Source organism: Bacillus cereus group sp. MYBKT111-2, from assembly GCF_051915205.1.
Lineage (GTDB): Bacteria > Bacillota > Bacilli > Bacillales > Bacillaceae_G > Bacillus_A > Bacillus_A paranthracis.
Window position 1 is genome coordinate 578,329 of sequence record NZ_JBQAEG010000001.1, and the last position, 18,167, is coordinate 596,495.

Sequence of the window (18,167 nt, forward strand, 5' to 3'; positions counted from 1 at the left end):
ACTATTAGTTGTCATCCATTTTCAGTACAGCCATGAATGCTTCTTGCGGTACTTCTACAGAACCAACAGACTTCATACGTTTTTTACCTTCTTTTTGCTTATCAAGAAGTTTACGCTTACGAGAAATGTCACCACCGTAACATTTCGCAAGTACGTTTTTACGCATCGCTTTAATTGTAGAACGCGCTACAACTTTGTTTCCGATCGTCGCTTGAATTGGCACTTCGAACTGCTGTCTTGGAATTAAATCTTTTAATTTTTCTACAATCACTTTACCACGGTCATACGCTGAATCACGGTGTACGATAAATGATAGAGCATCGACTTGTTCATTATTTAAAAGAATATCCATTTTCACAAGTTTAGATGGTTTGTAACCAATTAACTCGTAATCAAATGATGCATATCCTTTTGTGTTTGATTTCAATTGATCGAAGAAATCATATACGATTTCTGATAACGGGATTTCATATGTTAATGTAACACGTGTTTCATCTAAATATTGCATATCAATAAACGTTCCACGTTTACCTTGGCAGATTTCCATTACAGCTCCAACATAGTCATTCGGAACCATAATTGAAGCCTTCACAAATGGCTCTTCTACACGATCGATAGACTGTGGATCTGGCATATTAGATGGGTTATCAACAATAACATCTTCACCGTTTGTTAAATAAACTTTATAAATAACGCTTGGCGCCGTTGTAATTAAGTCAATTTTAAATTCACGTTCAATACGCTCTTGAATAATTTCCATGTGAAGAAGTCCTAAGAAACCACAACGGAAACCAAATCCTAGCGCTTGAGATGTTTCTGGTTCAAACTCAAGAGCAGAATCGTTTAACTCTAACTTTTCTAATGCATCACGTAAGTCGTTGTAACGTGCAGAATCAATCGGATATAAACCACAGAATACCATTGGGTTTAATTTACGATAACCTGCTAACGGCTCAGCTGCTGGACGTTTCGCGTGTGTAATCGTATCACCAACGCGTGTATCACCAACATTTTTAATCGATGCCGCTAAGAAACCTACATCACCTACTGTTAACTCGTCACGTTGCGTAGTTTTCGGTGTAAATACACCTACTTCTGTTACTTCAAATTCTTTACCAGTTGCCATCATACGTACTTTATCGCCAACTTTTACCGTTCCATTTACAACACGGATATAAGCAATTACACCGCGGTACGGATCATATAAAGAGTCAAAAATCATACATTGTAATGGCTCTTCAGAATCACCTGTTGGTGCTGGTACTTTTTCAACGATTTGTTCTAAAATCTCTTCAATACCAATCCCAGCTTTTGCAGAAGCAAGTACAGCTTCTGATGCATCTAAACCAATTACATCTTCTACCTCTTGGCGTACACGCTCTGGGTCTGCACTTGGTAAGTCAATTTTATTAATAACTGGTAAAATTTCTAAATTATTATCAAGCGCCAAGTATACGTTTGCTAACGTTTGCGCTTCAATACCTTGCGCTGCATCTACTACAAGAATCGCGCCTTCACAAGCCGCTAAACTACGAGATACTTCGTACGTAAAGTCGACGTGTCCTGGTGTATCAATTAAGTGAAGAATATATTCTTCGCCGTCTTTTGCTTTATAGTTTAATTGTACTGCGTTTAATTTAATTGTAATACCACGCTCACGCTCTAAATCCATAGAGTCAAGCAACTGAGCTTTCATTTCACGTTGTGTTAACGCGTTTGTTTTCTCTAGAATACGGTCTGCTAACGTTGACTTTCCGTGGTCAATATGAGCAATGATAGAGAAATTACGAATTTTGGACTGTCTTTTTGCTCTTTCTTCTTTGTTCATCTATGTTCTCAACTCCTAATAGTCTCGCCAATATACACTAGCACTGATTATATCAATAGAGCAGCAAAGATTCAATGAAAACTCGTGCTGCTTACAATACAAATCATTCTATTTATATCTTATGCGAACAAACCATAAGAGACAAACCTTTTTCAAATTAAAGAACGGCTGTCTTACAAACCTGTAAAACAACCGTCCTCCGTTTGACTCTTAACTAAAAATCCCTTTTACTTTCCCAACAACTATATCTGTTCCAAACTTTGTTATTTCATAGGCAACGCTTGCTATCGCCATGCCCATTCCTTCTACAATATTAAAACTTTTTAAGCTTTCTAATTGTTTTTGTTTTTCAGTAGCGGAAAACGAACTCTCCAAAATTTCTGATTCAGCAGCATCACCTTTTGTTCCTGTCATATGAGCGATTTGTTCATACGACATTTGCTGATATCCTTTCATACTTTTCAATCCGTGATTTGCAAGTGCCACCCCTGCTATTACCATAAGTAAGCATATAGCCGCACTACATATACATAAAAGCGAAAAGCGGCTTACATGATTATCATCTCTTCTCATCAATGTGTATATGCTCCTGTATTATCTTGATCAATTTGATGATGCAGCGCTGCATTTAAACCACTTGCTATTACATTTGCCATATCCTCTATGAAGGCATCCACTTCTTTCGGAGTCACCATTAAATTGTGACCAAGAGGAGATAACACTTCATAAATTAATTTTCTTTTCTCTTCATCTTCCAGTGTACCTACAGCACCTAAAAACATATTTCGGCTTTTTTCATCCGGCATATCCTCTTCTGTTAATTTTTTCTTTTCTCCAAATGTAAAACCAGCTGGCAACAAAGATCGGGAAGGTTTATTTCCTTCTTTCATCTCTCGGCCAAAATGTTTCAAAATAAAATCAATTGTATCGCTTGTAATCGAAACGGCATCCACCACAGTCGGAACACCAATTGCGATAACAGGAATACCTAATGTTTCTTTACTGAGTTCCTTACGTTTATTCCCAACACCCGACCCTGGATGAATTCCTGTATCAGAAATTTGTATCGTACTATTTACCCTTTCAATAGAACGAGCAGCTAATGCATCAATTGCAATGACAAAGTCTGGCTTCGTCTTCTCAATGATTCCATAAATGACATCGCTCGTTTCAATTCCTGTAATCCCCATTACCCCGGGCCGAATTGCACTAACAGGCCTAAAGCCTTCTTCTACACTTTCAGGCTGCAATTGAAATAAATGTCTCGTTACCAATACATTTTCTACAACTATCGGTCCAAGCGCATCTGGTGTTACATTCCAATTCCCAAGACCAACAATTAAACAGCTCGCTTCTTTCGTAACGCCAACCTCTTCTAAGAAATACGAAAATTCTTTTGCAAAAATACGCTCTACTTTTTGTTGCAGCTCCGTATCTTGTTGACGTATACCTTGTACTTCAAGCGTTAAATAATTTCCAGGTTTTTTACCCATCGATTCCGAGGCAACTTCATCAATCGTTACTTTTGTAATGGTAATACCTTCTTCTTCCCTCTCTTTTACAACAACTCCTTGTATCCCTTGTTGCTCTTCTTGGCGCTCTTGCAGCATTTGATGTGCCTCTACAGCAAGGTCCGTTCTAACACTATATTTACTTAAATCTAGTGGTTCTTTCATCGTATCTCCTCCGTCATTCATAGTAAATATCGTTAGATTTCCCAAAGTTATATAAGGTCATTCTTTCCTTTACGTGAAATTTCATGGATATACTATTGCAATTCTCTTCACCGTTTGATAGAATATCACTTGTTCTATGTTAAGAATCGAGTCATTCGATTGCACCAGGGAGGTGAAAAGTATGGCAAACATCAAATCTGCTATCAAACGCGCTAAACTTAGCGAAGAGCGTCGTGCACATAACGCTTCTATCAAGTCTGACATGCGTTCTGCTGTTAAAACTGTAGAAGCTTTAGTTACTAATAACGATCTTGAAAATGCTAAAGAAGCTTTCAAAACTGCTTCTAAAAAACTTGACAAAGCAGCTCGTAAAGGTCTTATCCACCAAAACGCTGCAGCTCGTCAAAAATCTCGCTTAGCGAAACAAGTAAACGCGTAAGGCGTTTAAAAAACGATCCATTCGGATCGTTTTTTTATATACAAAAAAGTTCACGCTCTTAGCACGTGAACTTTTTTTGTTTCATCACATATGATTTAACCGCATTAAGAAAAACTCGAGCACAAGTTTTTTATCCATTTTTCCCGTTTTCATACTATAATCAGCTTCCGCTAATTCCATTATCACTTTTTTTAATTCTTCAAAAGAGAAAAACTTCGTTTGATTCATCGCTAATTTTACACGATATGGATGCACACCAATATGAGACGCGATTTGATTTTGGCCGTAACCACGCTGCTGTAACTCTTTCACTTGATGCAGTAAACGGAATTGACTTACTAATAACGCAAGCAATTTAATAGGTTCCTCCTGCTGCGTAAATAATCCATCCAAAATTTGCATCGCACCCGCGATATCTTTTTTTACCACTTTTTCTGTCAAAGCAAACACATTTTGTTCAACTGATTTTGGCACAAGCTCTGCAACGAGTTTCGGTGTAATGTCTCCGCCCATACCGACATATAACGTTAACTTGTCCATTTCCTTCGCCAACATCGTTACATTACTTCCCACAAGCTCTAACAACAAGCTAACAGCCGCATGATCAATATGCACATGCACTTCATCTGCCCGAGCAACAATCCACTTCTGAACATCCTGCACTTGCATTGCATTCGCTTCTACTACATCCGCTGTTTTCTTTAATAGTTTTGTAATTTTTTTTCGTTCATCCAGCTTTTCGTAAGGCGCAACAAAAACAAGAATAGAAAAGGGAGAAGGTTCCCCGATATATTCTTCTAAAATTTTTATATTTTGTTCTAACTTTTCTTTTTGTGAAGTTAAAAAGAGTGGTGATTTTATTAATAACACTTTACGTTCTCCGAAAAAAGGAAGTGTACGTGCATCCTCAACCACATCTTCTAAATATGCTTCTTCTAAATCATATGTAACAACATTAAACTCGCGATCTTCCTCTTCAAGCGCTTCTGTTGTAATAAGCTTTATCGTTTCATTTATAAAAAACGCTTCCGTTCCATACAGTAAATATAACGGAGCAAACTGCTTCTTTTTAATCTTTTTATGTATATCACTCATACTTTTTCCTACTCCCTAACTTGGCAATATATATTTATACTAATGCCCTAGCTTTTGTTTTACAAGTACAAAGGAACAGGCAATATAACCCGTCCCTTTATTTATATTAAACGCCACGCAATAAGCCCCGGGTTTCTTATTGGTGTGCGGTAATCACCTTCCCTTTATTATTCGCAATAAAAATTCGAGTATAAGTGCCAACTGTTAACATGCTTGGAAACAAAAATTCATATTACTTCATGATCTAAAAGTAGTAAAAACGCTCTATTTCTCCTCACATGGAAATTGTAGATTTTTTTCTGACAATATTTTATACTAAAGTGGAATGTTGGGGAGGGATTCTAAATGAATGATTTTGAACAAGACGTTCAAAGTAAACGCAATGACGCTATTGATTCAGGGGTAGGATTTATCGTCTCATTTGGTTTTTTCGCAACACTTTTCATCATTGCAACTGTTATTAAATTTATCGGTTCTTAAAGACTGCTGCTTACTGGCAGTCTTTTTTATCTATTATGTGTTTCATCATATGTGATTTTGCTGCGAAAGGTTCCGTTTTCCCCTTTAAAAACATAGGAGATAGCCCCTTGCTTATCCGTACGCCATATTTCAATCCCCCTCTTCTCAAAACGCTCTATAACGTCCTTATGAGGGTGCCCATACCTATTACGCTCACCGGCAGAAATAACGGCTATATTAGGCTGTACGACGCTCAGAAAAGTTGTTGTAGATGACGTATTACTCCCATGATGAGCAACCTTTAAAACATCCGCTCGCAACTCTGGATACGTAGCTACTAAAAACTTCTCACCTTCTTCTTCTAAATCACCTGTAAACAACCACGTTAGTCCTCCTAATTTTGCCAACATTACAATTGAAGCGTTATTTTCACTGCTCTCCTTCCCTGTTGGCGCTAATACGAAAAATTCCGCTCCATTTATGCTCCAACTTTCTCCTTCTCTCACTTCTCTTATTTTCACTTCCTTTTCTAAAGCCTGTTTCTTTACTATTTTTTCTAATTCCGCATCTTGTTCCTTTCGGCCAAATACAACTTCTTTTACGGTTATATTTGATAACAACTCTTGTGCAGCACCTATATGGTCCGCATCTCCATGCGTTATAATTAATTTATCGATCTTTTTAATACCTTCCTTTTGTAAATAAGGAATCAAAATATCATTTCCGACAGAAAATTCATGCTTTTTACGTTGCCATTCTTCCTTGTTTGGACGAATTGTTCCACCAGTATCAATAAGGTAAATCTCTTGATCATACGGGAGGCGAATTAATATTGCATCTCCCTGTCCAACATCGAGAAAGGTAACACTCCCACTTTCTCGAAAATACGGATATACATAATGGCATGTACTAATAAAAAGAAATACACCCGCAGATATAAACAGAATCCCCTTCGTCATTCGCCTTTCCCAAACCATCAATATACTAATAATACTCACGCAATATAGGGCTACAAGAAGTATAGGTGTTTGTCCGAAATTAAGACGGGTAAATGGTAAGTTTTCGCAATAACTTAAAAAATCATTAGAAAGATTCAAACCTATTGATAATACATTCCCAAGCCTTTTTGCAAGAAACGGAATGATCGGTATACATATCAAAATAACAATACTGCACGGCAATACAACGAGAGATAAAAACGGAACGTATAGGATATTTAAGAAAATACTATATGGAGAAAAATAACCGAAGTGATATAACAAAATCGGAGTACTAACGAGCTGTGAAATAAGAGAAATATAAATAGAATTTCGAATTACTCCATTACCACTCTCTAGTAAAAGCGGGGCAGATAAAAGTAAAGCAAAACTACCGACGAAAGAAAACTGAAAACCAATATTAAACACAAGATATGGATCAAATATAAGCATACATATAGCTGTTATACTTAAAGCATCTAAGCTAGATAAACGAATAGAACACATAAAAGCAATTAACATGAAAACTCCTGTTATAGAAGCTCTTATAACAGATGGTGACGCTCCTGCTAAAATCATATATAGAGGAATGCAGAAGATAAGACATACTGTCGCTACCTCCCTTGTCACACCGCTTCTTAGCAAAATAAAATACACGATTACCATTAACAATACGATATGCGATCCTGAAATCGCCAACAAATGCACGAGACCGAATTGTTGATATTGCTCTTCAACTTCAAATGTCATTTGTTGTCTATCACCAAATACTAATGCATTCATAAAAGCACCTGATTGTTCTGGAAACATTTCTGTAACTTCTGAGATTGCTTGTTGCCTCAAAAGAAGAATCCACTGCACCAGTGACAACGATATTTTATGGCATTCAGAAATATATGTAGCGTCCAATATGAAATGAATATTTTGCTTATATAAATAATCACGATAATTAAAACCATGAAAATTCCGAGCTATTTGTGGTTCTTTCCTCTCACCTTCGAATACACATGATACTCCTGCATGTAATTGTCGCATTTGTTTCTTTTCCAAGGCTGATTTCATTTTGTAACTTAACTGCACTATATTTTTATTCTGATCTTCAACTTGAAATGAGAGGCGATCGCCGTTAATAAGAGGTGTAGTATGTATCACTCCTCTTGTAGCTTCATAGGACTCTCCCAGAGGCTTGTTTTGCCCTTGAACATACGCGGTGTACATAGCGCCACTAAAACACGCTATCATACAATAAAAGAAGGTTTTACGCGAAGTACGATATAAACAAAAGAAAACATATACAACGAGACAACAAGTTAGCAATACAACTGAAGAGGAGAAGGCAATTGCAATCCCTATTATAAATGAGATTGCAACATAGCCCCATTGTCCTTGCAACTCATACCCACTCCTTATAGCATCATTTTTGCTTTCGTGAATACATGCTGTAATTCTTCCATTGATAAGTTCTCTTTTTCTAAAGATGCAAATAGTTCTTTTAACTCCATATGACGTTTTTGATCCTCTAATGCTGCAATATCATATTCTAGCGGAACGTGTTTCACCGTTACATTCGCTTTTTCAAATAACTCTACGGCATACGGATGATTTTTATAATCCTGTGCATAATAAACTGCTGTAATACCACTTTGAATAATCGCCTTACAACATTGTAAACAAGGAAAATGCGTAACATAAATTTCCGCTTCCTCCGTTTTCACACCAAATTTTGCACATTGTAATAAAGCATTCATTTCTGCGTGAATTGTACGAACACAATGATTGTCAATAACGTAGCATCCATCATCTATACAATGTACGCCACCTTTAATTGAACCATTATATCCACCAGCAATAATTCGTTTATCACGAACAATTGTCGCTCCTACTGCAAGCCTTGTACATGTACTACGTAAAGATAACAAATGGCTTTGCGTCATAAAATATTGATCCCATGAAATTCGTTCCATATTCTTCACCTACTTTTTTGTCTACTTGTAGTGTAGCGAATGAAGAAAAACTTCGTCAATCTTTTACGGAATAATAATTTGATCTTTTATTTTCTCCAAAGACTTCACACCAATCCCATCAATCTCTAACAAATCTTCTATTTTTTGAAACGGACCATGTTCCTCTCGATATTTCAAAATACTTTCTGCTTTCCGAGAACCAATACCTGTAATTTTTTCAAGTTGTTCTTTAGAAGCTGCATTTATTTGAACTTTTCCCTCTCCCTTTGAAACAGCAGCTACTTCTTGCACTTGTTCGTTTTTATTCGGTACGTAAAGAATCATTTGGTCTTGTACCATTTGTGCTAAATTTACCTTCATCCTATCTGCCTCAGGCAAAAAACCACCTGCTTTTTCAATAGCATCCTTGACCCGGTCCCCTTCTTTCATTTCATACACCCCCTCTTTAACAACAGCCCCTTTCATATCAATTACAATTATTTTTTTCTGCTGCTTTGTATCCGATATTTTCGGTTTACTTTTCTTCTCTATATCTTTCTCTTGAACATCCGTTGCAATAACTGATCGCTCTGTATGCTCATTCGTTTTCCAGAAAATAAGAAAAAGCACAGTTCCAATAATAGCAACTAATCCTAACCATTTCTTTGGAAAATCCCACATCATTTTTCACCTCTAATCATAAATTTATAACATCATTCATATTGTTTAGGAGAAAGCTGTTACGAAGGAGGGATGAAACATTGAACATAGGAATTATAGGGACAGGAAACATGGGGAATATACTAATCGATGCATTTTTAGAAACCCGTGCTGTCAAACCTTCGTGCCTTACGATCATTAATCGGACGCCCGCCAAAGCATATCATATAAAGGAAAAACACCCTTCTGTTCATATAGCCAAAACTATTGATGAGGTAATCGAACGATCACATCTTATTTTTATTTGCGTAAAGCCGATAGATATATACCCAATCTTGCAAAAATACGCTGAACATTTTTCTGATGAAAAGTGCTTAGTTTCTATCACAAGTCCAATATCTCCATCACAATTAGAGACACTTGTACCTTGCCATGTTGCCCGTATTATTCCGAGCATTACAAACCGCGCCCTATCCGGCGCATCACTATTTACATTTGGAAGTAACTGCTCTGAAGAATGGCAACAAAAACTATTTCGCTTATTCAAAAACATTTCTACTCCCCTTGTAATAGAAGAAGATATAACGCGCGTTTCATCTGATATAGCAAGCTGCGGCCCTGCATTCTTTAGTTATTTATTACAATGTTTCATTAACGCTGCTGTAGATAAAACAAATATTACACATGAAGAAGCCACTACTTTAGTAAGTGAAATGGTCGTCGGAATGGGGAAACTACTCGAAAAAGGGATTTTCACATTGCCTACTTTACAAGAAAAAGTATGTGTGAAAGGCGGCGTTACAGGAGAAGGCATTCGGGTTTTAGAAGAACATGTTGGGGATATGTTTCATAAATTAATCGAGCGGACACACGAGAAGTTTGATGAAGATTTAAAATGCGTTGATCAGCAATTCAATAAGCACACATAATAAATACGTCATCGTTATTCCAAATCCTTTTTATAAATACTTACTTTTTCACATTATATTTTCACTTAAACTAGCATTTTCACACTTCACACATATCATCTTCTTATTATTCTAGAACTAAAATTACAGCTCCTTTACAAAACAAAAGCAACCTTCTCGGTTGCTTTTGTTTTATCCGTTTTTCTTCGCCATGAAGAAAATACGTTCTGTTTGTTCTGTAACTTCAAGTCGCTCAAAGTCACCAGTTACACGAAGCACTGTAAAACCAGCTTCTTCAAGCCATTTCGTTAACTCTTCAACCGGATATGCACGTTGTACGTGACATTCGTCAAAACGATGGTACACATCTTCTTCTGGGTCTTGAACAAAGAATGTTAAATCATGTTCTACACTGTTTGAATCTTCACCAGGGAAGCAATTCCAAATAAGAGATATTTCTTCTCCATTCACTGTGTATGTTTCATTTTGAAATACATGATGTATTTTATATAAAGAATGTACATCAAATAAAAACAAACCATCTTGACGTAAATGATGAAACACTCTTCGGAATGTTTCTTGCACTCCATCTTCTTGCAATACATAGTTTAATGAATCACAAAAGATCGTTACACATTCAAACTCACCTGGAACATCAAGCTCCCGCATATCTTGTTGGTAAAAAGGAATAAAATGCCCTTCTCCGCCTAGTTTTTGCTGTGCGACTGCTAACATTTCTTCCGAAAGATCGACACCGATTACATCGTAACCCTTTTGTACAAGCGGAAGCGTTACATTACCAGTACCGCATGCTACATCAAGAATCTTCGCCTCTTTCATATCCGCTTGCTGCAAGCTTTCCTCTGTGAATTCCACCCATTTATCATAAGGGACATCATTCATTAGTTCATCGTACAGCAACGCAAATTGCTCGTAGTTCATTGGCCTAACTCTTCTGTAATATCTTCACGTGGCACATCGCCCCATAGACGCTCTAAATTATAGTGATTACGCTCATCTTTATGGAATACATGAGCAACTACATCTCCAAGGTCAACTAATACCCAGCGAGCTTCGTCAAAACCTTCCATACGTTGTACGTCGATTTGGAACTCGTGTGCTTTCGCTTTAATTTCACGTGCAATTGCTTGCACTTGCTTATCTGAGTTACCGTGACAAATAATGAAATAATCTGCAATTGGTGAAATACCTTGCATATTTAGGACAACCATATCTTCTGCTCTCTTATCATCAGCTGCTTTTGCTGCTAATACTAATAAATCTTTATCTTTCATTTACTCATTTCCTCCTTGATAACTGCGTTGTATGTTTGGAATGTTAATGGATAAATCGTTTGATTTTTTTCCATTAAAAATTGAATTGTTCTCTTTAACGCAAATAATAAAGCTTGATTTATATCCGCATATGCGAGTTTACGAGCTTCCTCTACCCCCGGAAACTTTCGCCCAGGTTCAATGTAATCAGCTACATAAATTACTTTATCTAACATCGTCATTTTCTCATGACCACTTGTATGATATGTAATAGCTTGCAGAATTTCAGGATCCGTAATGCCTACTTCTTTTTCTACTAAGTATGCCCCAACAGGTGCATGCCATAACTCTTTGTTATAACAAAGTAAATCTTTCGGCAAATCTTCACTTTTAATGATCTCTTCCATCTCTGAAATCGCTCTACACTTCGCATAATCATGGAATATAGCTGCAACTTCAGCCTTTTTTTCATCCACACCGTATAATTTAGCAAGTTCAATTGCCGTCTCCATTACACCAATTGTGTGTATATAACGTTTTTCATGCATTTGTTGTTTCACAATATGAAGTGCTTCCTCACGATTCATACAACCCATTCCTCTCGATATATACCTGTACTTTTTCAGGAAGTAAATATTTACATGTTTTCTTCTCTTTATATCTCTCGCGTAATAAAGATGAAGAAACTGCAAACTCCGGAATTTCCACAGTGGTGATAGGATAAGGTGTATGCAATGTATAACCAGGTCTTGCAACTCCAACAAACGTTACAAGATCAAGTAACGCTTCAATGTTATACCACTTTGGTAAATACTCAACCATATCTCCACCAATAATAAAGTGAAACTGCACATCCGGATACTTCTTCGTCAATTGTAGCATAGTGTCATACGTATAAGATGGGCCCTTCCTGCTTAGCTCTTCTAAACAAATAGAAAAATGTTCCTCTGCCTCAGTCGCAAGTTCTAACATTTGTAAGCGACTTTCTACACTTGTAATATTCCGCCCTTGTTTATGCGGCGGAATTTGGTTCGGCAAGAACCATACTTCTTCTAAATTCAAAGCGTGATATACTTCATTTGCAATGAGCAAATGCCCATAATGCGGCGGATCAAATGTACCGCCAATGATGCCAATTTTTCTCAAAAGAAACGCCCCTTCCTTTTACATACAGCAACTCTCTTCATTTCCATCCGAAGAGAGTTTACTGTTAATAAAAGTTCAATTGGTTTCGATCTCTACACCATTACTAGTGATAAAAATAGCATATGCTATTTTTATCGAGGAAGTTTAATTTGCTTGTTTTCTCTTGATTCTTTGTATAAAACAATTGTACTTCCAATTACTTGAACGATTTCAGCACGTGCACCTTTTGCAAGCTCTTCTGCAACTTCACGGCGATCGAATTCACAGTTTTGTAGCACACTTACTTTAAATAACTCACGAGCTTCTAAAGTATCTGCAATTTGTTTAATCATATTTTCATTTACTCCGCCTTTTCCTACTTGAAAAATTGGTGTTAAATGATGTGCTTGTGCACGTAAAAATCTTTTTTGTTTTCCTGTTAACATATATGTTAGCCTCCAAGCTTTCTTATAACTAATTGTTTCATTCGTTCAATATTCGGTACGCAACCTGTCCACATTTCAAATGCAAGCGCTCCTTGATAAACAAACATATCAATACCATTTTGAATGATTGCACCTTGCTCTTTCGCCTCACATAAAATTTTCGTTTCAAATGGATTATAAATTATATCTGATACAATTGTTCCCTTTTTCAACGAAGAAATTTGTAACGGCGTATGTTCGACGCGTGGATGCATACCTATCGTTGTCGTCTGAATGATAATATCATAATTCCCTTGTTCTTTTGTTGCTTTTTCTAATGATAAAGCAACAGAATGAACAGTAGCTGTACATGCAGCAATAAGTTCTTTCGCCTTATCTACTGTACGATTCGCTACATCAATCTCTTTCACCCCTGCATCAGCAAGTGAAAAATAAATAGCTCGACTAGCACCGCCTGCGCCAAATAATAAAATACGTTTCTCTTGAAGTGGTTCACTACTAATGGATTGCAGTGCTCGGACAAAACCAATTCCATCTGTATTGTAGCCAATCAATTTTCCATCCTTATGAACCACCGTATTTACTGCACCAATTTGTTTTGCTAGCGGGTCAATCTTATCCAAATAATCCATAATCGCAACTTTATGCGGAGTTGTTACATTAAATCCTGAAATACCTAACGCTTTTAAACCTCTTACTGCTTCCCCTAGCACTTCCTCTTTAACAAGAAAAGCATGATAATGGGCATCCATATTCAAGTGTTCAAATGCATCGTTATGCATAACGGGTGATAATGAATGTCCAATTGGATTTCCGATTACACCATATAATTGTTTCATAAATCCCTCTCCATATTAAATTAAAGATTTACGCAATGAAACACTTACTCCTTTTGGTACGTGTGCAACAATTTTTGCTCCAGGTTCGTTCACAGTAACCCATCCTAATCCAGAGAATACAACATCCGTTTTTGGTTCACGAATATTAAACTCGTATTTCACTAGCTCTGGCATATTTTCTAATTCTTCTGGTGTTGGCGGGCTTAGTAAATCCCCTGCATGATTTTTATACAATTCATCTGCTTTCTCAAGCTTTGTACGATGGATTGTTAAACGATTTGAGAAGTGACAAGTAAATGCACGACGACCGCCACTTACGTAATCAAAACGTGCCAATCCGCTAAAGAACAATGTTTGTTCTTCATTTAATTGGAACACCATCGGCTTAATTTCTTTTGTTGGTGTAATAAGCTTTAAGCTTTGTTTTCCAACATAATGAGCCATTTGATGGTGGTTAATAATACCTGGTGTATCATATAAAGAAGATTCTTCGTCTAACGGAATATCAATTAAATCAAGCGTTGTTCCTGGAAAATGAGATGTTGTAATTACATTTTCAGTCTCATCACTAAATTCTTTAATCATCCGATTAATAAATGTTGATTTCCCTACATTTGTACATCCAACAACGTAAACATCTTTTCCGCCGCGGTAATACTCAATCGCATCTGCCAGCTCAGCAATCCCTTGTCCCTTCGCTGCACTAATTAAAAAGACATCTTCTGGCTTTAATCCTAGCTGCTTTGCACTATAGCGCATCCAATGCTTTACTTTATCATGTTTTACTGACTTAGGAATTAAATCAGCTTTATTCCCAACAAGTAATACTTTATTATTTCCCACGAAACGATGTAAGCCAGGTAACCAGCTACCATTAAAGTCAAAAATATCTACAATTTTAACTACTAACGCATCCGATTTTCCAATACCGTTTAGAATACGTAGGAAATCATCATCTGTTAATGAGACATCTTGAATTTCGTTATAATGTTTCAATCGAAAACAGCGTTGACAAATGACTTGTTCTTTTTCTAAAGATGAGGCAGGAGCATATCCCACTTCATTTTTATCTTCTGTTTGAATTTCTACACCGCAACCAATACATTTAATTGTTTCAGTCAAACTTTATTCCTCCCAGTTAATTAAACCTTTTTTCTTCATGTTTCTCATAATTCTTCGTTCAATTTTTCGATTAAAGCGCGTTACTAATCCGTCTGTTTGTGCTACTGGTACAACTAAAATTGTATGCAGTCCAACTCGGTTTCCACCTAGCACATCTGTCAGTAACTGATCCCCAATTACTACAACTTCATCTGGTTGCAACTGCATCTCTCGTATCGCACGCTTAAACGCACGAACAAATGGCTTACGCGCACTATGAATGAATGGAATGCCTAATGGATCAGCAAAATCTTTCACTCGTTGCTCATTATTATTTGAAACGACCGTTACTTGAATGCCTTGCTCTTTCATTTTCAAAAACCATTCTTCAAGTTGTGGCGTTGCATTTGGACGATCCCATTCAATTAAAGTGTTATCTAAATCAGTAATAACACCTTTAATTCCACGTTTTTTCAAATCTTCTGGTTGAACATGATATACATTTTTCACATATTCATTTGGTAAAAATAGTTTCAATTTCTTTCACCTCTTTGAGGAGTTTTCATAAAAATTTTTCGACAACATATTTCGATATATGGCCTGTGGATAAAATTGTACACATTTTCCACATTAATTTTTCAGTTAATTTGGAATTTACCAACAATCTATACACATTTTATCCACCTAGGTGTGTGGATAACCACCCGTTTGTGACTGTCATATTTTTTTGGTACATTAAATGCAACAACGAATCAATCCTTATATTATTAGGAGGTGACTCACCTTGAAAACAAAACATATGGAACAGTTATCTACTGAGTTACTCACTGAGTCTTATTATAAAGCAAAAGAACTAAAATTAAATCCCGACTTCATTTTACTTATAAAACAAGAAATTATTAGACGCTCATTAGAGGACAAGCTCGTCAAATCGTCTTGATTACATATAAAGTGAAATTTTAAGTAACTAACTTGTAAAAAGAGCCATCCTGCGATGGCTCTCGAATAAACAAGTACTCCCATCTAGGGAATTTCATCATTACGCATCTTTGTCCATAAATCTTGCTTACAGTTATAAAATCTTTTTTACTTATGAGCCAATCGAGTAGCAATCTTTTCACCAAGGCGAAGCTCTTGTCCACTCTTCAATTCTTGCACTACTTCTATCATATCTTTTTCAAACAATAACACAACTGTTGAACCGAATGTAAAGTATGCCATTTCTTCACCTTTTTGAACAGCGTCTCTTTCATGCAGCAGCTCAATACTATTTACAAACATAGCTCCTACTTTTACAAGCGCCATATGTTCACCGTCACTATTCACTTCTGTAACGGAGCGATAGTTTTTTGACAATGGTTCTTTCCCGTATTCCATACCAGCTGCATTTACCGGATATGATTTTCTACCGAGTACAAATCTTTCAGTCACAGAACCAGAAAGCGGACTATGAATACGATGATAATGACTTGGGCTTAAATAAATAACCATATATGTACCACCTGCATATCGCTGTGCACGTTCTTCATTACCTAGCATATCCACAATCGAATAACGCTTGCCTTTAATATCAAATGTTTTTGTGTCCTCAATAGGACCGTGATCAGCAAAAACACCATCAACAGGACTAACGATACTCGATGCATCTGTATCAATACTACGCTTTCCTTCTTTTAGCTTACGTGTAAATAATTCATGCAATGTTCTATATTCCTTCAAACCCTTTTCCATCTCATCTTGATTAATTTGAAATACTTTCGCATACGATGGAATAATGATAGAGCTCAAACGAGATTGTGCAAATTTACGTAATATATAAGAAGTAAAACGACCATTTGTAAGTTCGATCATAAGTCGATATAATGTACGTCGCAAATTGCGGAACCTCCTAATCAGTCTATAACTTTAGCTTCCCCTTCTTTTCCTTCTATATCATATGTAAAATTAGTTCTTATTCCCACATATCATATAGAACCGCCATATTATACATGCAGAAAACTAAGTACGGTATCATTCTTAAATTGTTTAGCACCTTCTAATATTACAGATAGAATCCGTCATTTTCAACAGTGAACATGGATTTCTTCTGAACACAACTCTTTTTCTTTCCTTATTTCCAAAAAGAAAAGCAGCCCATTTTAAAATACGGCTGCTTGTAATGTACATTATTCTTTTGCTTTTTTCTCTTTCTCTGCTCTTACAAATTCATGGAACATTTTCATTAAAGCGCGCTTTTCAATTCTTGATACGTAGCTTCTGGAAATACCAAGTGCCTTCGCAATCTCTCGTTGCGTCTTCTCCTTATCAAGCCCCAGTCCAAAACGCTTCACGATTACTTCTTTCTCTCGTTCGTCTAAAATATCGATATACTCTTTAATCTTTTCTAACTCCATACTAAGCTGGATCATATCAATTACATCTTCAGACTCTGATTTTAATATATCAATAAGCGATATTTCATTCCCCTCTTTATCTTGCCCGATCGGATCATGAAGTGAAACGTCCTTTTTCGTTTTCTTTAATACACGTAAATGCATCAAAATTTCATTTTCAATACAGCGTGCTGCGTACGTCGCAAGTTTTGTACCTTTTCCTGCCGAATAGCTCTCGATTGCTTTAATGAGCCCGATTGTACCAATTGAAATTAAATCTTCTGCATCTTCCCCTGTATTTTCAAATTTTTTAACGATATGAGCTACAAGCCGTAAATTATGTTCAATTAACAGATTCCTCGCTTGAGCATCACCTTGCTCCATTAACTCTAAGTACTTTCTCTCATCGTCTGATGATAATGGCTGCGGAAACGCATTGTTCTTCACATAAGAAACAAAAACAAACACTTCTCGAACCATATATCCAATTGCGGCGAATAGACTCAAACCTTTCACCTCCGCCAAAATAGTGGTCTTTACTAAGTGTATGTGGGCATGAGGTTGTTTGTGTCTGTACGATATCATTCCCGTATGTTTTTAAGCATAATAATTGTCTCATAAAGCTTCACTACGTATACTTAAACAAAAGATTGGAGAGTGGAATATGAAATATTTCATTTCCCTCTTGTACCTGAGTAGCTTGTAAGAGATGAACTCCTTGTACGCTCTTGCAAGCTACTTGTACTACAAGGAGGGATTACAAATATGAAATTTGAAAGAACACGTGCTTATACAAGACACCAACGTCAACGTACAATGCGTCGAAAAATGAATATTGCAAAACACACATGGGGATATACTCCTGAAATTGCCGGTATTTTTGCAAAAGGAAAAGTTCACTGTTCTTGTGGAATGTGTACAATAAAGTGGAGAACAGAAGGACCGCCTGCTAGTGTACAGAAGTGGTTATATAAAATTAATACATACGAAGAATAATCGTTCTTTCTAAAAAAGGTCTTCTCTCG

The 18,167-nt window shown here is 36.5% G+C and carries 22 protein-coding genes; 5 read left to right on the top strand and 17 right to left on the bottom strand.

The genetic code is table 11. From position 1 onward, the window contains the following. Positions 1-4 precede the first annotated feature (4 nt). The 3 genes from lepA to gpr all read right to left on the bottom strand — a co-directional run bounded on the left by lepA (position 5) and on the right by gpr (position 3,504). Complete coding sequence (lepA, locus tag ACTFNE_RS03080) at positions 5-1,828, bottom strand: elongation factor 4 (protein WP_001030955.1); 1,824 nt, start codon at positions 1,826-1,828, stop codon at positions 5-7. A gap of 210 nt (positions 1,829-2,038) precedes the next feature. Then, complete coding sequence (locus tag ACTFNE_RS03085) at positions 2,039-2,401, bottom strand: YqxA family protein (protein WP_001250498.1); 363 nt, start codon at positions 2,399-2,401, stop codon at positions 2,039-2,041. Then, positions 2,401-3,504, bottom strand: coding sequence for a GPR endopeptidase (gene gpr / locus ACTFNE_RS03090; RefSeq protein ID WP_000662638.1), 1,104 nt, complete (start codon positions 3,502-3,504; stop codon positions 2,401-2,403). The genes ACTFNE_RS03085 and gpr overlap by 1 nt, the downstream gene beginning before the upstream one ends. A gap of 181 nt (positions 3,505-3,685) precedes the next feature. Between gpr and rpsT the strand changes: the two genes are divergently transcribed. Further along, positions 3,686-3,943: a 30S ribosomal protein S20 gene (gene rpsT / locus ACTFNE_RS03095; protein WP_001274011.1), complete on the top strand. Its 258-nt coding sequence runs from the start codon at positions 3,686-3,688 to the stop codon at positions 3,941-3,943. Between the two features lie 84 nt (positions 3,944-4,027). Here rpsT and holA read toward each other — a convergent pair whose 3' ends face one another. Further along, positions 4,028-5,038: a DNA polymerase III subunit delta gene (holA, locus tag ACTFNE_RS03100; protein ID WP_001279918.1), complete on the bottom strand. Its 1,011-nt coding sequence runs from the start codon at positions 5,036-5,038 to the stop codon at positions 4,028-4,030. Between the two features lie 345 nt (positions 5,039-5,383). Here holA and ACTFNE_RS03105 point away from each other — a divergent pair, with 345 nt between their 5' ends. Next, complete coding sequence (locus ACTFNE_RS03105; protein ID WP_270705381.1) at positions 5,384-5,518, top strand: YqzM family protein; 135 nt, start codon at positions 5,384-5,386, stop codon at positions 5,516-5,518. A 26-nt stretch (positions 5,519-5,544) separates the two neighbouring features. Here the strand turns inward: ACTFNE_RS03105 and ACTFNE_RS03110 are convergent, their stop codons facing one another. From ACTFNE_RS03110 to ACTFNE_RS03120, 3 genes are all read right to left on the bottom strand, one after another. Continuing rightward, on the bottom strand, positions 5,545-7,866 hold the full coding sequence (locus tag ACTFNE_RS03110; protein ID WP_270705382.1) for a DNA internalization-related competence protein ComEC/Rec2: 2,322 nt from the start codon (positions 7,864-7,866) through the stop codon (positions 5,545-5,547). 14 nt (positions 7,867-7,880) lie between these two features. Continuing rightward, positions 7,881-8,438 (bottom strand): ComE operon protein 2, encoded by a 558-nt coding sequence (locus ACTFNE_RS03115; RefSeq protein WP_000439783.1) that lies wholly within the window; start codon positions 8,436-8,438, stop codon positions 7,881-7,883. 63 nt (positions 8,439-8,501) lie between these two features. Next, positions 8,502-9,101 (bottom strand): helix-hairpin-helix domain-containing protein, encoded by a 600-nt coding sequence (locus tag ACTFNE_RS03120; protein ID WP_046197814.1) that lies wholly within the window; start codon positions 9,099-9,101, stop codon positions 8,502-8,504. Positions 9,102-9,178: 77 nt separating this feature from the next. Here ACTFNE_RS03120 and comER point away from each other — a divergent pair, with 77 nt between their 5' ends. Next, positions 9,179-10,006: a late competence protein ComER gene (comER, locus tag ACTFNE_RS03125; RefSeq protein ID WP_001020541.1), complete on the top strand. Its 828-nt coding sequence runs from the start codon at positions 9,179-9,181 to the stop codon at positions 10,004-10,006. A 171-nt stretch (positions 10,007-10,177) separates the two neighbouring features. Here the strand turns inward: comER and ACTFNE_RS03130 are convergent, their stop codons facing one another. The 8 genes from ACTFNE_RS03130 to ACTFNE_RS03165 all read right to left on the bottom strand — a co-directional run bounded on the left by ACTFNE_RS03130 (position 10,178) and on the right by ACTFNE_RS03165 (position 15,307). Beyond that, entirely contained in the window at positions 10,178-10,927 is a 750-nt protein-coding gene (locus ACTFNE_RS03130) for a class I SAM-dependent DNA methyltransferase (RefSeq protein WP_046197813.1), read from the bottom strand. Continuing rightward, entirely contained in the window at positions 10,924-11,280 is a 357-nt protein-coding gene (gene rsfS, locus ACTFNE_RS03135; protein ID WP_000653200.1) for a ribosome silencing factor, read from the bottom strand. Before rsfS ends, ACTFNE_RS03130 begins: the two co-directional genes overlap by 4 nt. After that, complete coding sequence (yqeK, locus tag ACTFNE_RS03140; RefSeq protein ID WP_001078245.1) at positions 11,277-11,846, bottom strand: bis(5'-nucleosyl)-tetraphosphatase (symmetrical) YqeK; 570 nt, start codon at positions 11,844-11,846, stop codon at positions 11,277-11,279. The genes rsfS and yqeK overlap by 4 nt, the downstream gene beginning before the upstream one ends. Then, the gene (nadD, locus tag ACTFNE_RS03145; protein WP_001226054.1) at positions 11,836-12,405 is read right to left on the bottom strand and encodes a nicotinate-nucleotide adenylyltransferase; all 570 of its coding nucleotides are present in this window, start codon (positions 12,403-12,405) and stop codon (positions 11,836-11,838) included. Before nadD ends, yqeK begins: the two co-directional genes overlap by 11 nt. 131 nt (positions 12,406-12,536) lie before the next feature. Further along, positions 12,537-12,830, bottom strand: coding sequence for a ribosome assembly RNA-binding protein YhbY (gene yhbY / locus ACTFNE_RS03150; protein WP_000955224.1), 294 nt, complete (start codon positions 12,828-12,830; stop codon positions 12,537-12,539). Between the two features lie 5 nt (positions 12,831-12,835). Next, entirely contained in the window at positions 12,836-13,669 is an 834-nt protein-coding gene (aroE, locus tag ACTFNE_RS03155; protein WP_270705383.1) for a shikimate dehydrogenase, read from the bottom strand. A 15-nt stretch (positions 13,670-13,684) separates the two neighbouring features. After that, complete coding sequence (yqeH, locus tag ACTFNE_RS03160) at positions 13,685-14,791, bottom strand: ribosome biogenesis GTPase YqeH (protein ID WP_000140795.1); 1,107 nt, start codon at positions 14,789-14,791, stop codon at positions 13,685-13,687. Between the two features lie 3 nt (positions 14,792-14,794). Continuing rightward, on the bottom strand, positions 14,795-15,307 hold the full coding sequence (locus ACTFNE_RS03165; protein WP_000765311.1) for a YqeG family HAD IIIA-type phosphatase: 513 nt from the start codon (positions 15,305-15,307) through the stop codon (positions 14,795-14,797). 247 nt (positions 15,308-15,554) lie between these two features. Here ACTFNE_RS03165 and ACTFNE_RS03170 point away from each other — a divergent pair, with 247 nt between their 5' ends. Continuing rightward, on the top strand, positions 15,555-15,710 hold the full coding sequence (locus ACTFNE_RS03170) for a sporulation histidine kinase inhibitor Sda (RefSeq protein ID WP_000850094.1): 156 nt from the start codon (positions 15,555-15,557) through the stop codon (positions 15,708-15,710). 146 nt (positions 15,711-15,856) lie between these two features. Here ACTFNE_RS03170 and ACTFNE_RS03175 read toward each other — a convergent pair whose 3' ends face one another. Continuing rightward, complete coding sequence (locus ACTFNE_RS03175) at positions 15,857-16,645, bottom strand: phosphatidylserine decarboxylase (RefSeq protein ID WP_270705384.1); 789 nt, start codon at positions 16,643-16,645, stop codon at positions 15,857-15,859. Between the two features lie 290 nt (positions 16,646-16,935). Then, positions 16,936-17,649: an RNA polymerase sporulation sigma factor SigK gene (sigK, locus tag ACTFNE_RS03180; RefSeq protein ID WP_000051382.1), complete on the bottom strand. Its 714-nt coding sequence runs from the start codon at positions 17,647-17,649 to the stop codon at positions 16,936-16,938. Positions 17,650-17,907: 258 nt separating this feature from the next. Here sigK and ACTFNE_RS03185 point away from each other — a divergent pair, with 258 nt between their 5' ends. After that, on the top strand, positions 17,908-18,138 hold the full coding sequence (locus tag ACTFNE_RS03185; RefSeq protein WP_046197811.1) for a hypothetical protein: 231 nt from the start codon (positions 17,908-17,910) through the stop codon (positions 18,136-18,138). Positions 18,139-18,167: the final 29 nt, after the last annotated feature.

What these genes read in the sequence shown, in the direction of transcription:
- ACTFNE_RS03105 (WP_270705381.1), top strand. Translation starts at nt 5,384, where the DNA reads ATGAATGATTTTGAACAAGACGTTCAAAGTAAACGCAATGACGCTATT.
- aroE (WP_270705383.1), bottom strand. Translation starts at nt 13,669, where the DNA reads ATGAAACAATTATATGGTGTAATCGGAAATCCAATTGGACATTCATTA.
- holA (WP_001279918.1), bottom strand. Translation starts at nt 5,038, where the DNA reads ATGAGTGATATACATAAAAAGATTAAAAAGAAGCAGTTTGCTCCGTTA.
- ACTFNE_RS03115 (WP_000439783.1), bottom strand. Translation starts at nt 8,438, where the DNA reads ATGGAACGAATTTCATGGGATCAATATTTTATGACGCAAAGCCATTTG.
- yqeK (WP_001078245.1), bottom strand. Translation starts at nt 11,846, where the DNA reads ATGAATCGTGAGGAAGCACTTCATATTGTGAAACAACAAATGCATGAA.
- ACTFNE_RS03120 (WP_046197814.1), bottom strand. Translation starts at nt 9,101, where the DNA reads ATGATGTGGGATTTTCCAAAGAAATGGTTAGGATTAGTTGCTATTATT.
- rsfS (WP_000653200.1), bottom strand. Translation starts at nt 11,280, where the DNA reads ATGAAAGATAAAGATTTATTAGTATTAGCAGCAAAAGCAGCTGATGAT.
- rpsT (WP_001274011.1), top strand. Translation starts at nt 3,686, where the DNA reads ATGGCAAACATCAAATCTGCTATCAAACGCGCTAAACTTAGCGAAGAG.
- ACTFNE_RS03185 (WP_046197811.1), top strand. Translation starts at nt 17,908, where the DNA reads ATGAAATTTGAAAGAACACGTGCTTATACAAGACACCAACGTCAACGT.
- ACTFNE_RS03130 (WP_046197813.1), bottom strand. Translation starts at nt 10,927, where the DNA reads ATGAACTACGAGCAATTTGCGTTGCTGTACGATGAACTAATGAATGAT.
- yhbY (WP_000955224.1), bottom strand. Translation starts at nt 12,830, where the DNA reads ATGTTAACAGGAAAACAAAAAAGATTTTTACGTGCACAAGCACATCAT.
- lepA (WP_001030955.1), bottom strand. Translation starts at nt 1,828, where the DNA reads ATGAACAAAGAAGAAAGAGCAAAAAGACAGTCCAAAATTCGTAATTTC.
- ACTFNE_RS03085 (WP_001250498.1), bottom strand. Translation starts at nt 2,401, where the DNA reads ATGAGAAGAGATGATAATCATGTAAGCCGCTTTTCGCTTTTATGTATA.
- gpr (WP_000662638.1), bottom strand. Translation starts at nt 3,504, where the DNA reads ATGAAAGAACCACTAGATTTAAGTAAATATAGTGTTAGAACGGACCTT.